This is a genomic window from Catalinimonas locisalis, from assembly GCF_038039535.1.
In the GTDB taxonomy this organism is placed as follows: Bacteria; Bacteroidota; Bacteroidia; order Cytophagales; family Cyclobacteriaceae; genus Catalinimonas.
The window spans coordinates 39,088-53,617 of sequence record NZ_JBBPHP010000046.1 but is presented as its reverse complement, the minus strand read 5'-3'; the positions used below and the strand labels follow the sequence as shown (position 1 = coordinate 53,617).

Genomic DNA, 14,530 nt, shown 5'->3' with positions numbered 1-14,530 from the left:
TGTTAAATTTACGTGAATGAAGTGTTCAGAATTATTTAGAATTCTTAAGAAGGATGGCCCCCATGGAATGGTTGGTATCCAATATCCCAGAAAGGCTCTCATGTAAAACTGAAGCACCCTACAAAGGAGGGTATTATCATTTTTCCTGATCATGGAAGCCAGGAGATAGGTAAAGGGTTAGCGGACGTCGCACGGAAAAGAAAATCTTAAAAGACGCCGGATTAAAATGAAAAAGCTAAGAAAAAAAATTCCGATAGTAGTAGAAAAAACCAATACAGGTTTTTCCGCTTACGCTAAGGACTATCCAATTTATACTACTGGAAAGTCAGTAGCTGATTTGTTGGGTAACTCTGTTGAGGCAGTAAACTTTTATTTTGAAGAAGAAGGATATATTGCTGATGCTTCAAACATACAGTTTGAAATAGACTGGCAGCACTTTTTTCAGGAGTACAAAATCATCAATGCTAATCTGCTTGCCCAACGCATTGGGGTAAATGCCTCATTGCTTTCTCAGTATGCAAAAGGCAAAAAGACACCTTCTCCCAAGCAACAAATGAAGATATTAGATGGCATCCACCAAATCGGACAAGAACTGGCTGAAATGAATCTCATCCTAAGATGAAAATTGAAGTAGAAGAGGTACCCTCCTGATTTCTTCAAAAGGGTACACTTATTTAATGTTAGCAGTCATCTAAATAAAATCTTAACTAATGATTTTAATGTTTACTTCAAAATCATCCAGTTATTTAGGGGGCTAAGACAATTATAGATTCTTTGAAAAGAGATGTTGAATATTGACAGCAGATGCGGTTTCAATAAGTGAAAGGCTTTGTAAGCTTGAAGATAAACCAGCGATAAGACTGAATGCGCTTCTGCTTATCCAGATCAAAAAAGAAACTAGACTAAAGTTAGTTTTGGTCATATTTTGCATAAGGCTCTTCAAAAACATCATAAAGAAGCTCTTATCTTGACATTAGTTCCTATACAATTTCTCATAGTCATCCATAGAGGTGCCTTCGCTAAAGTGGCGGAGGTTGTAAGTGAAAGTCAGCATAAAATAACGTTGCAGTACCCTGGACTGTACATCTTCCACATAAGCCTCCTCAATGTTGCGTCTGATGTTGTTGTTTTGCTTCAGCAGATCATACACATTGATGCTCAACTCTCCCAACTGATTTCTGAAGAGCTTTTTACCAATGCTCATGTTCCACAAAAGAAAGCTGTTATCCAGACCTGCCGAAAGGCCGGTATTCAACTGATGCCTCAGGTCAGTACGGTATACCAGCCCTTCCCACATTATCCAGTTGTAGCGTAGGCGAGTAGTCTGGTTAAAATAGTTGTTGTTGAGCGCAGGTCTCAGAGAGTTTTCTACGATGTTATAACTGGAACGGGTAGACACCCGGAAGTCAACATTCTCGCTGATATTACTGCTGAGCGAGGTGCCGAAGCGAAAACTACTGGCATTGGCCAGATTGATTTCATTATTGATCAGGCCGGGTTTTCTGGCATAACGTACTGATCCATTGAAGTGGATGTTGGAAGATATGCCATCCAGCGGCTGACCATAACCGATATACGAACGTACATCAAAGTAACCATCTACATTGACGGTACTACTCAACTGCGAGCCTTCTTCCAGCACAATACCCTCAGCGATCTCGGTAGGCTCCTCTGCTATTAAGGTGCTGTTGGTAATGTAATCTTTCACAAAAGTAGATTGTACTACCGCATAAAATGTCTTGTTGCTTTCAGGGTCGTGGGACTTATAGCGTGTTCTGATCCAGTTGTTGTACGACTGATCCAGATTCGGGTTACCTGTACGGAGTTGCAAGGGATTGGAGTTATCAATCACTGCCTGTAACTGCCCTACCAAAGGCTCTCGGGTCCAGGTACGATAGTTGAATTCTATGTTTTTAGTATCGTTAAACTTGTATACAAGGCGGGCAGAGGGTAGTACACTTTCAAACTTACGCTCCATTTCATAATCCTGAGGAAATAGCTGATCGTTCAAAAGGCTGGCATGCTGGTACTCTGCTTCTACCTGTACCCTGAATTTCTCAGTCCTGTACTGATAGCCTAACTCTCCTTCCTGTGTCAGGTAGCGGCTCTCAAATGTGTTGCTGATGGCGGTGTCCAGCAGACTGTAAGTATCTTCTCCTTCCACAAAATCATAGGTACGCTTGTCCGAATCATTCAGGGTATTGCCTAGTTCGTATTCAAACTCAATCATACTGTGCTTGCTGAGGGGCTCTGTATAAGAGATATTACCTTCCCAGTCAAAACCTCTTCTTTTCAGATGAGTATACTGGTTCAACTCTTCATTACGCTCCTCCGCGTTGTAAAACACATTGTTGGCCAGGCGATAACGATCATCCTGATTGGCATGATAGCCGGTGTTCAAGCGAATGTTAAAACTCCGTCCTTTTTTGTCAAACTTATGGCTATAGTACATCCGGTTACTGAAATCATAATTGTAGTTATCTGAATTGGAAGTGTTTTCTGTCTGGTTGAGCAGTCCGTTGTCGGTATCTGTTTCTCCTATAAAGTAAGTGTCTACGAGATTATCCTGCAGAGAGATAGACGGTCGTATCAGGATTCTGTTCTTTTCATCCGGATTATACTCGAAACGCATATTCATCTGATGCTGGGCATTGCGAGTCGTGCTGGCGCTGTTTTCAGTATATATCTGCCCTGAGTCTGAGGGTAGTACATAGTCTCTTATCCTGGTTTGGTTCTCTTCATTCTTTCTGTGTGTAAAGGTGTAGCTGCCACTAAACTCAACTTTTTCATTCCATGAGTTGATAAAATTAATGCCCAGCATATTGGTATTGATGATACCGTTCTGGGTACGGCTATCCCCCTGATTATTAGGATCAGATGTATAGTTGACCGTATTGATATTATTGCTTAAGCCGGTAACGGTAACTCTGCGGTCTTCATTAAAGAAATTGACGCTTGCCCCTGCCAGATAACGCTTATCGGTACCGTAGCCAGCAGTAGTTTTACCAAATTGTCCTTTACGGCGGTTGGGTTTAGTAATGATGTTGATGGTACGGGTTCTTTCTCCGTCGTCAAATCCGCTGAGCATAGCTTTATCACTCTTTTCATCGTATACCTGTACGCTGGCGATGACTTCTGCCGGTAAATTTTGCAAAGCAGCGTTGACATCTTTTCCAAAGAAGGGCTTACCATCTATCAAAATCTGCTGTACATCTTCACCCTGAGCCTGCATCTTGCCATCCTGCATGATGATGCCTGGCATTTTCTCTACCAGGTCCTGTGCGCTGGCATCGGGAGCTGTTTTGAAAGCTCCTGCATTGAACTGAGAAGTATCTCCTTTTTGCTGCCCTACCAGAGCTTTGGCAGTAACTTCAATTTCCTGTAAGGTGGTGGTTTCTTCCGAGAGTGCGAGCTCTCCTAGATTCAAAGGGCCATTCTGTACCTGAATTTGTTTAGACAGTGGCACAAAGCCAATAAACTGAACTTTTAAGCGGTAGCTCCCGGTATCTGCTTTGAGCCTGAATTTTCCTTCAATATCGGTCACTACACCCTGGGTGGTAGCATCAGAAATTTTTTCTAAAACCACAGTGGCCCCGGGAAGTTCCGTATCATCCGATGAGCTCTTGACGGTACCGCTTACGATGGAAGTTTGTGCATAAGTTTGGAATGTGATAAATAGTAGCAATAGCAAAAAAGAAAGACGCAGCATCTTATATAACTTTTTTAAGAGTAGTTTTTATTGTTTAATGAGCAAGAGGAAAATGCCAATAGCAGAGAGCCTTCTAAAGCAGCAATAGCTGGTTGTATGCGCTCAATCCTATAATTACAAAAAAATGCGCTAACCCTTTTAATAAAAAGCTGAAAAACTGAAGATGAAGCATTACTCCTTAAGTAAATTCATGTAAGTTCTCACAGGGAAGCTTTTGCGGATTAAAAAAAACTACCGGATCGCTGTGATATCTCTCCTGATGCATACTCTTTACCAGAATGGTGATAAACGCTAAATCACACACAGAGACGAGAGAAGAAACAAGAAGTTTGTCGCTATTTTTTTGAGCCCTCTGTCATCCGTTTTATAGGACTTTTATCATTCCTTAAGATATCTACCTTTCAAAGTCTTAGGCGAACAACATATCAAACTCGGTGCTTAGGAGTAGCTTTACTTTTTATCCTATGATATATCATCTTGGCAGGCTAAGCCTTACCTGGTGAAGCTGTGGATGATGTATGCTCTATACTATTGGCTACCTGCTCTAAGAGTAAGTTAGCTACATTCACATTCTGAAGAATAACAAAAATTATTCAAGGCTTGGCATCTAAGAAGTCATATGTATGGCAGCTTGTGTAACAAGAACCCGCTCTTTATGATACATTTTTTTGTACACAAGAAGTACGTAATATCTTATGGGTTTTTGCTGAATAAATATAGCACACATTAGGTATGCAGGAGTAGCGGTGGACAATAAAATGGTGATAAGAAGGAAAAAAAGATAGATGGCGACTATCAAAATGAGCAGCACCAGCTTTTGAAATGCAAAAAAAAATAGACAGAATAGAGAAGGAGGTACTAGTGAATCTGATGCGCGGCTACAATTTCAGCAATGTAGTTGCTCTTTAAAGGCTTATCAAAATAACCCTTTACAGATTCATATTCTTTGGAGCGCAGCTTATCCCTGGTATCCAGAGAAGATGTTAAAATGTATACATTGGCTTTGTGTGCAGGAAGTTTCTGATATTCTTCCAAAAAATCCCAGCCATTCATTTCCGGCATATTCAGGTCAAGAAGAATAATATCAAAATTATTATCCTCCCGGCTTTCCAAATGCTGCAATGCTTCGGCCGCGTTGTTAAATTCTGTGAACTCAAGTGAACTTACCTGTTTGGATATAAGCTTACGACTGATAAGTAAATCGAGCTCGTTATCGTCAATCATGAGTACTTTCATAGTAAAAAAGTAATGAGAAATATCATACCAATACAAATGTAAAGAGACTGATTTCTCACCTTGAATAGTTTTTGACTGTGCTGAATATGTAATGTTTTAGCAATAAAATTGTTTTTTGCGCATTTTACTTAAGAAATAATAATAACACTGTTATTTCTGATTACAAAGAATACCCGTGTATTTTTGTTCATAAAAAATCCTGACCTTTCAAGGACAGGATCACTTTCTATAGAAGAGCTTAGTTAGCTGTTATGCTTCATCAAAAAGTTCAGCCAGTTTCTCTTCTAAGGCTTTTCCTCTAAGGTTTTTAGCAATGATATTGCCCTCCCTATCCAGCAGTATAGTAGCCGGAATAGCATTGATGTTATAGAGCGCAGCAGCTTCAGAGTCAAAATATTTGAGGTCGGAAACATGTACCCAACCCAACTGGTCTTGCTTGATGGCTTCTACCCAATCCTCTTTGGTTCTGTCCAGTGAGACGCCGTAGATCTCAAAGCCTTTGTCTTTGTATTGATTGTACAAACGAACCACATTGGGATTTTCCATGCGGCAGGGCTTACACCAGGCAGCCCAGAAATCAATCATAACATACTTGCCCTGCAGGGAAGATAATTTTATAGTATCTCCCTGAGGATTGGGTAGTGCAATTTCAGGGGCTTCCATACCAATAGATAGTCTGCGCAATTCTTCTACCTGGTCTACAAACTGCTCGGTATAGCGGGAGTCGGGTAGGTTATCTTTAAACTTATCGGCAAGCTCACTCAGGTAAGCAAATTCTTTTTCGGCATCCAGAAAATTAACCGCATAAAAGGCAGCAATAGAGTTTCCCATCTCGTTAATCTTGGCCTTGAGCTTTTCTGTATTTTCTGTTTCTATCTCAGCATAGCGGGACTCTACATCCTGCATGGCTTCTTCATCTTCATCGGCCCGGGCTTTCATAAAATCAGCATTCAGCTCATTGACTTTTTGCTGAAACTCCCGCATGATATCATTTACTTCATAAAAGTAATCGGTGTCCTTGGAGCCGTTTACTTCCACAAAACCGTCAGGACGGTTTCCATCCGCCACAATGCTTACGTTTTCATCGTCCAGAATCAGGTTAACATACTGCTTGTCATAGAGGTTGAGGCGGTAAAAACCAGGGGCCCCGTTGTCCAGACTGTAGCGAAAAGTACTGTCACTGGACACCATCAGGGTGTCTACGATATCAATGTTGTTCTCTCCAATTTTTTCCAGCACTACATAGCCTTTGTCAGAAGGATGGTTGATGCTGCCTTCTATCTGCACGTGACCATTCTTTTGAGGCGAGGTCTGCTGCCCGTTGGATTTGCTCTGAGAACAGGCAGTAAAAAGATAAGTGCCCAATATAACTATGATACAATATCTTATGATTCTCATGGTTTTGTGTTCAATGGCTTAGGTTTAATCTAATTCTTTTCTTAATAATTCGTTGGCTACCTTAGGATTCGCTTTTCCCTGGCTACGCTTCATGACTTCGCCCATAAACATGCCCAGCAGTCCTTTTTTCCCTTTACGATACTGCTCCACTTTCTGAGGAAAGTCAGCCAGTACTTCTTCTACCAGAGGTTGTATCTGGTCCGAACTACTTTCGTGCAGGAGGTTCATTTCCTCAGCTATCTTCAGAGGCGCTTTGCCACTATTATCTTCCAGCATATAAGGGAAGATTTTTTGAGTAGCTATCGCAAAACTCACCTTATCGGCAGCTACGATCTCCACCAGCTCCGCCAGGCTTTCCGGCTGCACCGGCATCTTCTCTATACTGTGCGAGGCATCATTCAGGTAAGACCTTACCGGCCCCATCATCCAGTTGGAAGCTACTTTATAATGTTTGGTATATCGGCAGACCTCTTCAAAGTATCGCGCCATGGCTTTGGTATCGGTTAGCACCTCTGCATTGTAAGGAGGCAGCTCATAGGTCTCAACGAACTTATGCCATAATTCGTGTGGCAGAGCCGGCATACTTTCTTTAATCTCTTGTAGCCACTCTTCCGATACTACTACCGGACTAAGGTCAGGCTCGGGGAAATAACGGTAGTCGTTCAACTCTTCTTTGGTACGCATGCTGTAGGTCTTCCCATTGTCGGCATTGAAGAGGCGGGTTTCGGAGATAACTTCTTCTCCTGCTTCCAGCAGTAAGATCTGCCGCTCTACCTCATGGTCTATGGCACGCTGCACGTTGCGGATGGAGTTCATGTTCTTGACCTCCACCTTTTTCCCGTATTCTGTAGCCTCTTTGGTCATGATAGATACGTTGGCGTCGCAGCGCATAGAGCCTTCTTCCATATTACCGTCGCAGATATCCAGGTAGCGTACCAGCTTACGTATCTCGGTAAGCATGGCAGAGGCCTCTTCCGAACTACGAATGTCCGGGTCAGTAACGATCTCTATCAGCGGTACTCCGGCACGGTTGAGGTCTACCAGGGTTTCCGGCTCGTTTTCCAGGTGAATGGATTTTCCGGCATCTTCCTCCAGGTGGATGTGGTGCAGCTTGATCCGCTTTTCCTCTTCCTCCTTGCGTATATAGATGCCACCCCCTACACAGATCGGGGTCTTGTCCTGCATGATCTGATAGCCTTTGGGAAGGTCAGGGTAAAAGTAGTTTTTACGGTCAAAGATATTGTAGCGGGTGATCTCCGAGCCGCAGGCCAGCCCCATACGGATGGCAAATTCTATGACCTGCCTGTTGAGACGGGGGAGGGTGCCCGGATGCCCCAAAGTGATGGCGCTGATATTGGTATTGGGCGATGCTCCGTACTGATTGGCATCTGAAGAAAATATTTTACTTTTTGTAAGAAGTTGTGCATGTACTTCCAGTCCTACGACTACTGTATACTTCTCTCGTGTGCTTTTATCCAACATGATCCGCTTAGGTAGCTATTTTTACAAACTTACGGTTTTTTCTCCCAGTTTTGCAATGAATTGAGGCCTCCTTTGCCAGAAAGCTCCTCAAGAAAACGGCTGATTGCCTGAGGATTATGGGTGCTGAAGAGTATTTTCTTTCCATTCTTTTTCACGATCTCCAGCGCCTGTCCCTGATCGTTCATGACATTATAGGCTCTGTTGCCCCTGAAGTTGATGCGCATGCCCCAGCCGCCGAACTCTGAAAGGGCATTGTACTTCCTCACATGGGCGTTTGCTATCTCCGACCAGAGGAGGGTGTAGGTCTTCCAGTGAAAAGGAAAAAAGCGGTAATGGATTCCCTTTTCGTCCAGGGTGATGCGAAGGCGGGCAGCAAATAAAAGCCAGCCTATGCCTACTACAATCAGGGTAGTGATTACAAGCCAGTGGTCAGGAGCGGGATGGCCCCCAAAGGGCCGGTCCAGGATAAGCTGCTGTACGATTCCATAGCCAAAGAGCAGGATAACAGGCAGCATCAGCAGTCCGAGGAAGGGGTGACTGAATTTAAGACTCTCCTGATACTTCATGCTGCAAAAGATTCAGAAACTCCTTTTCAGAGATAAGCGTAACTCCATTCCCTCCGGAAGTCAGGCGTCTGGCCTGTTGTACCTTATTATTATTTACCCCCTGCTCTATATTCAGAAACACCCGCTCACTCAGCACCAGGTAGTGGGTCCTTTCGTTTACATAATTGGTAGAATGTCCTCCCGCCTCAATGACACACTTCTGTGCCTCAGCACGGCTCATGCTTTTTAGCGAGCCGGTAAATACTACCGATTTGCCGTACAGGGGATGTGATTTGCTTACCCTGGACAAATCCAGCGTCATGCTGTGTAAACCGGGCTTCTTTTTCTTCTGGGGCCGGATGCGTCCTGCCGGTATATACCCCTGGGTGTAGAGCTTGCCGATGCGTAGGCCAAACGCTTCTTCAATTTCTTCAAAACGTTGGAGGCCATGGGCTTCCATCGCCTTCAGCATGATGTGGGCACAGGCTTCGGCATCTGAGCCGGCAGCATGATGGTTGAGTGAAATACCAAAACGCTCAGAAAGAGCACTAAGGCCGTAGGATGGAAAACCACGCCAGGCCCGGCGGGCTACCTGCAGGCTGCAGGCATAACTCAGTTCGGGAAAGGGAAGCTCATACTGGGCCAGCACATGGCGCAATACACTCAGGTCAAAACTGGCGTTATGGGCGATGACGTTAGCCCCCTCAAAATAACTGCCTATGCTGTGCCACAGCTCGTCAAACTCCGGCTCTTGGGCTACCTTTTTTGCATCTATGCCATGAATCCTGGTGTTCATACTGTTAAACCAGTTATCACGGGGCCTCACCAGCCAGGACTTTTGTTCTTTTACAGCATCATCCTGCACAATGGCGATACCAATTTCGCAAACACTTTCTCTTTGATGGTTGGCGGTTTCAAAATCCAGCGCCACAAAATTCATGGTCAATAGGGTATGGTAAAACGGGTGACGATAATAATAAAGTTTTCTATATTTATGCAAACTAACCTCAAACCAATGCTAAAAATTCAACAAATCACTGCTTTATTCGCCTTATGTGTCATGTGTGCCTGCCAATCCGGTCAGCAGCAGGAAGAAGTAAAGGAAGCCAATGTAGCACAAGCGGTGGACATTGAGCAAAAGCTGGCCGATATGGGCGTAGAGCTCTACGACCTTCCTGTGCCGGAAGCCAACTTTGTAAGAGCGGTCAGGACCGGTAACCTGGTATTCCTGGCTGGCCACGGCCCGGTAACACCCGAAGGTAATTATGTGACCGGCAAACTGGGCCGCGATCTCAGTATAGAAGAGGGGCAGCAGGCCGCTCGCTATACCGGTATTGCCCTGCTCTCTGCCCTGAAAGCTGAAATCGGCGATCTGGATAAGGTAAGCCGGGTGGTCAAAGTGCATGGCATGGTCAATGGTACGACTGACTTTATTGAGCAGCCCAAGGTAATGAATGGCTTCTCAGACTTTATTGTGGAAGTGTTCGGTGAAAAAGGCAAACATGCGCGTGCCGCAGTAGGTATGGGCTCACTGCCTAATAACATCGCTGTAGAGATTGAGATGATCGTAGAAGTCACGGATTGAGTTCAAAGTTAAAGGTTGAAAGTTTAAAGTTGAAGAATGTTGAAAACCTATAACCTTAAACTTTCAACCTTTCACCTATACATATACCAGCTTATCACTTTCCAAGCGGGCTTCTCCATCCCAGCGATAAGCTACCAGCAGCGGTTCATCTTCCAGGTTAAAATCCAGGCAGGTATAATTGTGGGCCAGTATCCTGGGTTTACCGGGCAGGTTATAATGACCGAAGAACAGGGGTATATCTTTTTCGGGATAGTGATAATCTTCGGTATGTATGCTTTCGTAGCTTATGGGAGGGTTACCCAAGGTACTGTCCGGCCGGATGGCAAGCTCACTGTATTCGTGCGTCTTGCCTATTCTCCACCATTTGGTTTTGAAGCTGGGACTGTCTGATGCAGAAGGAGGGAGAGGAAGCTTTAGCCCAACCAGCAGTTCTTCTACCGCCTGCGATACTTCGCTTCCGGGAACCATCGCTGCCAGCGTCTCATCATCCAGACAGGCCTGGGGGTAGTGCTGCTTAATAAAATCTATGCTATGCTGATGCCAGTAGGCATGTACTATCCGTATGCCGGGCAGTTCCAGATAGAGAGGTAAAGTTTGCATCCAGCTGATATAGTCCAGTAAGGCTTCTCTGTCTTGCCCAAAGGAAGAAAAAGTAGGGGCATGCTGGCTGGTATTTTTCTCCGTATGCTCACGGATATACTCGCCATGTGCATGCTTATGAAAGAAGCCGATCAGATAAAGCTCGTGGTTACCGGCCACAGCATAGGCTGCCTCCCGGGCCAGCATACTTCTGACGATTTCCAGTGCCTCCTTTGACGCCCCTCCTTTGTTGATAAAATCTCCCAAAAAGATAGCCTTGCGCTGAGGGTGATAATAGCCAGTACCCCCTGGGCGATAATCTAGAAGTGTCAGAAGCTTATGCAGCTTATCCGCTTCTCCATGAACGTCTCCGATGATGTCGTACATTTTCAATAGGTACTGATTTGGGCATGCTTTGTTTGCATTTATGTCAAAGAAAGTTCTGCCTAATGAGTATACCTACCCAAACTTCTTTATGGAAGCATGCCAAAAATTACATAAATGCACTTTCAGCGCAATCTCAAGCATATACTACGGTACTAAGCGGTAAATTTGACCTTATACTATGGTATTTCACATATGAAAACATTAGCGCAGGCCATCAAAAAAATCAGTGAACTGGAAGCAGCCCTGGAGCAGAGTCGCCAGGCCTTTGACCAGCAGAACAGCCAGATGGCAGCCAATCTGGAAGAGCTCTACGAAATTGCAGGGGTGGGTTGGTGGACAGCCAATCTGAAGACCGGCTATATTGAGTGGTCAGAAGAAGTATACCGTCAGTATGACTGGCCCCTGGAAGAACCTACTCCTTCCGTAGAAGATTACTTTCAGTTGATTCATCCCGATCATCAGGCGCTGGTAAAAAAATCTTTTACTGAAGCATACCATAATGCCAGGTTAACTTTTGAGAAATGCATCCTTAGCCGCAGGCAGGTGGTACGCTATCTCAGAACTACGGTGAAACCTCTTAAGAACGAAAAGGGAGAGAAAGTAGGTTTGTACGGCACCACCCTGGATATCACCGAGATCAGGAAGGCTGAAGAGGCGCTAAGAGCGGAAAAAGAGAAATATAAACTTATTACCGAAAGTATACAGGACCTGATCTGTATGCATCAGTTAGATGGGACGATTACCTATATGTCTCCCTCTGTTAAAAAAGTCCTGGGCTATGCTGAAGATGAAATGCTGGGGCAATCGCCTGCTTATTTTTTACACCCTGAGGATGTGGAGAATGTACGACAGAATTTCCGTTCACATGCAGTGAAAGGAGAAAAAAGGCAGGATATAGAAAGCAGGATACGGCGAAAAGATGGTAAATACCTATGGTTTCAGACGAATATTACCCCTGTAAGAGCGGGTAAGGAGATCATCGCTTTCCAGACGGTTTCCCGGGATATTACCGCCCAGCGCCTTGCCCAGGACCAGATCAAAGTCAGCGAGCGTAACTATCGCCGTCTAGCATCTAATATTCCTGATACCGACATCTTTCTTTTTGATAATGATATGCGTTTCATCGTAGCCGATGGAGCTACCATGCAAAAGTTGAATCAGACCTCCGAACAGTACGAAGGCAAGCGCCTGGAAGAGGCAGTGCCAGAAAATATCAAAAACTACTTCAGGCCCATATTTGAAGCTACACTTCAGGGAGAGTTTGTCCATTCCAATATTATGTCTGAAGGAGAGTACTTTAACCACCGTACTGTACCCTTACGTGATGATCAGGGCAATATTGAAGGAGGCTTACTTGTATGCCAGAATATCAGCGAACAGAAAAGAGCGGAAGAAGCGCTGCTGAAGGTGAAGGAAGAACTGGAAGAGGCTCAGGAGCTGGCAGGCATTGGCAGTTGGGAGCTGGAAATCAAGACCGGTAAACTTAGCCTTTCTTCACTCTTTAAAAAGCTCATTGGGGCTGAGCCTGATTTTAGCCCCGACATTCATCAGGGGCTTAATTTCTTTTGCAGGCATTCCCGGCAGCTGTTTCAACGGCATGTGCGTAAATCTATGCGGGAGGGCAGTAGCTTTGACCTGGAACTTGAAATGTGTATTCCCGGGAGGGAGCGCATGTGGGTAAGGACTCTGGGCAAAACCCTTATGCGAAACCAAAAACCCTATAAACTTAAAGGCGTTTTTCAGGACATCAGCAAAGCCAAGAAGGCAGAGCTCCACCAGAAACGTTTTCAGAAAGGCTTAAAAACCCTGAACCTTATCGCCTCCCACAGTCAGCTGGACTTCAAAACTCAGATTGACAAGTCTCTGGCGGAGGTAGCGGCTTTTCTGGGTATGCCCCTGGGGGTGATCAGCCGGATTGAGGAAGGTTACTGTCATGTCAGCCACTCTGTACGTACTGCCTCTGGGCTGCCGGATATGCAGGATATGCGCATGCCGCTTAGCCATACTTATTGTAGCCTGGCATACCGTCAGAATGATGTAGTAGCTATATCCTGTATGAAAGATTCCGCTTATAAAGACCATGCTGCCTATGCTAACATCAGGATGGAAAGCTACATCGGCACGCCTCTGCGTATTGATGACAAGATATATGGCATCGTCAACTTTATGGATAGCTCAGCCCGCCAGCAGGATTTCTCTGAAGAAGATAAGGAGTTTGTCCGCCTCTTCGCCCGTTGGGTAGGTTCTACTTTGGAAAGAATACACAAGGAGGAGGAGCTGATAGAGGCAAAAAGGCAGGCCGAGCATGCCTCTATGGCCAAAGCACAGTTTCTCTCTACCATGAGCCATGAGATACGCACCCCTTTGAATGCGGTCATCGGTATCTCTCATCTGCTGCTGCAGGATGATCCCAAGCCCGAGCAACTGGAGAACCTGCACGCGCTGCGCTTTTCCGGAGAAAACCTGCTGGCTCTGATCAACGATATCCTGGACTTCAGCAAGATTGAAGCCGGTAAGATAGAGTTTGAAGAAGTAGACTTTAGTCTGGGGCAGCTCCTGAAAGGGATACAGCACTCACTGGCCTTCAAAGCAGAAGAAAAAGGCGTGGCATTGCGCATCAGCCAGGAGGAGGCTATTCCTGAAACCCTGACAGGAGATCCTACCCGCCTTTCCCAGATCATGAATAACCTGGTGAGCAATGCGATCAAGTTTACCCAGCAGGGTAGTGTGGAGGTAAGGGTGAGAATTGCTTCGCAGGAGGAAGGAAAGGTAAAACTCACCTTTGAGGTAGAAGACAGTGGCATTGGTATTCCCGAAGATAAGCAAAGCCATATTTTTGACAGCTTCTCCCAGGCAAGTTCAGATACCACCCGGCATTACGGTGGCACCGGACTAGGGCTAGCCATCACCAAAAAGCTGCTGGAACTGCAGGGCAGCCAGATACAGCTCAATAGCCGGGAAGGAGAAGGATCACTGTTTTATTTTGAGCTGGAGTTCAAGGCCAGTAGCCAGCGCATAGAAGATAAATCAGTATTTCTACAGGGCAATCAGCCTTTCCGCAGCCTGGAAGGCTATAAGGTACTGCTGGTAGAAGACAATAAGATGAATGTCATCGTGGCCCGGCAGTTTCTTAACAAGTGGAAACTCGCCTTTGAACATGCCGAGAACGGACAGGAGGCGGTAGACAGGGTAATAGGAGGGGAGCAATATGACCTCATCCTGATGGACCTGCAGATGCCGGTGCTGGACGGCTATGAGGCCAGTCTACACATCCGTAAAGTTTTTCCGGCGTTGCCCATCATCGCGCTCACCGCCTCAGCCATGCTGGAGATACAGGAACGGGTATATAAGGTAGGCATGAATGACTTTGTCACCAAGCCCTTTAATCCCAATGAGCTGTACCACAAAATCGTGAAGCAGCTACCCCAGAAGAAAGATGTGAAAGCTTAGCCCCTGATGGGAGCACCCCGTGTGGAACACCCCGTGTGGAGCACCCGGTGAGGAGCACCCCGTGTGGAGCACCCGGTGAGGAGCACCCCGTGTGGAGCACCCGGTGAGGAGCACCCCGTGTGGAGCACCCGGTGAGGAGCACCCCGTGTGGAGCACCCG

11 protein-coding genes are annotated in these 14,530 nt (G+C 45.5%); 4 read left to right on the top strand and 7 right to left on the bottom strand.

Translation table 11 applies throughout. The features are described from left to right. Nucleotides 1-81 precede the first annotated feature (81 nt). Together WJR50_RS29515 and WJR50_RS29510 are read left to right on the top strand one after the other, a co-directional pair. Nucleotides 82-210, top strand: coding sequence for a type II toxin-antitoxin system HicA family toxin (locus tag WJR50_RS29515; RefSeq protein WP_341296930.1), 129 nt, complete (start codon nt 82-84; stop codon nt 208-210). Nucleotides 211-226: 16 nt separating this feature from the next. Further along, nucleotides 227-622: a helix-turn-helix domain-containing protein gene (locus WJR50_RS29510; RefSeq protein WP_341296926.1), complete on the top strand. Its 396-nt coding sequence runs from the start codon at nt 227-229 to the stop codon at nt 620-622. Nucleotides 623-973: 351 nt separating this feature from the next. Here WJR50_RS29510 and WJR50_RS29505 read toward each other — a convergent pair whose 3' ends face one another. From WJR50_RS29505 to WJR50_RS29480, 6 genes are all read right to left on the bottom strand, one after another. Next, on the bottom strand, nt 974-3,709 hold the full coding sequence (locus tag WJR50_RS29505; RefSeq protein WP_341296925.1) for an outer membrane beta-barrel protein: 2,736 nt from the start codon (nt 3,707-3,709) through the stop codon (nt 974-976). An 858-nt stretch (nt 3,710-4,567) separates the two neighbouring features. Next, the gene (locus WJR50_RS29500) at nt 4,568-4,945 is read right to left on the bottom strand and encodes a response regulator (protein ID WP_341296924.1); all 378 of its coding nucleotides are present in this window, start codon (nt 4,943-4,945) and stop codon (nt 4,568-4,570) included. Nucleotides 4,946-5,194: 249 nt separating this feature from the next. Then, nucleotides 5,195-6,343 (bottom strand): peroxiredoxin family protein, encoded by a 1,149-nt coding sequence (locus WJR50_RS29495; RefSeq protein ID WP_341296923.1) that lies wholly within the window; start codon nt 6,341-6,343, stop codon nt 5,195-5,197. 24 nt (nt 6,344-6,367) lie between these two features. After that, the gene (gatB, locus tag WJR50_RS29490) at nt 6,368-7,825 is read right to left on the bottom strand and encodes an Asp-tRNA(Asn)/Glu-tRNA(Gln) amidotransferase subunit GatB (RefSeq protein WP_341296922.1); all 1,458 of its coding nucleotides are present in this window, start codon (nt 7,823-7,825) and stop codon (nt 6,368-6,370) included. 29 nt (nt 7,826-7,854) lie between these two features. Next, nucleotides 7,855-8,391 carry a hypothetical protein gene (locus WJR50_RS29485; protein ID WP_341296921.1) on the bottom strand — a complete coding sequence of 179 codons (537 nt, stop codon included), beginning with the start codon at nt 8,389-8,391 and terminating at the stop codon, nt 7,855-7,857. Next, a complete protein-coding gene (locus tag WJR50_RS29480; protein ID WP_341296920.1) occupies nt 8,369-9,310 on the bottom strand; it encodes an exonuclease domain-containing protein in 942 nt (313 codons plus the stop codon). The genes WJR50_RS29485 and WJR50_RS29480 overlap by 23 nt, the downstream gene beginning before the upstream one ends. A gap of 75 nt (nt 9,311-9,385) precedes the next feature. Between WJR50_RS29480 and WJR50_RS29475 the strand changes: the two genes are divergently transcribed. Next, entirely contained in the window at nt 9,386-9,955 is a 570-nt protein-coding gene (locus tag WJR50_RS29475; RefSeq protein ID WP_341296919.1) for a RidA family protein, read from the top strand. A gap of 75 nt (nt 9,956-10,030) precedes the next feature. Here the strand turns inward: WJR50_RS29475 and WJR50_RS29470 are convergent, their stop codons facing one another. Then, nucleotides 10,031-10,921 carry a metallophosphoesterase gene (locus WJR50_RS29470; protein WP_341296929.1) on the bottom strand — a complete coding sequence of 297 codons (891 nt, stop codon included), beginning with the start codon at nt 10,919-10,921 and terminating at the stop codon, nt 10,031-10,033. Nucleotides 10,922-11,113: 192 nt separating this feature from the next. Here WJR50_RS29470 and WJR50_RS29465 point away from each other — a divergent pair, with 192 nt between their 5' ends. Then, nucleotides 11,114-14,371: a PAS domain S-box protein gene (locus WJR50_RS29465; RefSeq protein ID WP_341296918.1), complete on the top strand. Its 3,258-nt coding sequence runs from the start codon at nt 11,114-11,116 to the stop codon at nt 14,369-14,371. Nucleotides 14,372-14,530: the final 159 nt, after the last annotated feature.

Coding starts and splice junctions, on each gene's coding strand:
- WJR50_RS29470 (WP_341296929.1), bottom strand. CDS start 10,921: ATGTACGACATCATCGGAGACGTTCATGGAGAAGCGGATAAGCTGCAT.
- WJR50_RS29495 (WP_341296923.1), bottom strand. CDS start 6,343: ATGAGAATCATAAGATATTGTATCATAGTTATATTGGGCACTTATCTT.
- WJR50_RS29500 (WP_341296924.1), bottom strand. CDS start 4,945: ATGAAAGTACTCATGATTGACGATAACGAGCTCGATTTACTTATCAGT.
- WJR50_RS29510 (WP_341296926.1), top strand. CDS start 227: ATGAAAAAGCTAAGAAAAAAAATTCCGATAGTAGTAGAAAAAACCAAT.
- gatB (WP_341296922.1), bottom strand. CDS start 7,825: ATGTTGGATAAAAGCACACGAGAGAAGTATACAGTAGTCGTAGGACTG.
- WJR50_RS29475 (WP_341296919.1), top strand. CDS start 9,386: ATGCTAAAAATTCAACAAATCACTGCTTTATTCGCCTTATGTGTCATG.
- WJR50_RS29505 (WP_341296925.1), bottom strand. CDS start 3,709: ATGCTGCGTCTTTCTTTTTTGCTATTGCTACTATTTATCACATTCCAA.
- WJR50_RS29480 (WP_341296920.1), bottom strand. CDS start 9,310: ATGAATTTTGTGGCGCTGGATTTTGAAACCGCCAACCATCAAAGAGAA.
- WJR50_RS29465 (WP_341296918.1), top strand. CDS start 11,114: ATGAAAACATTAGCGCAGGCCATCAAAAAAATCAGTGAACTGGAAGCA.
- WJR50_RS29485 (WP_341296921.1), bottom strand. CDS start 8,391: ATGAAGTATCAGGAGAGTCTTAAATTCAGTCACCCCTTCCTCGGACTG.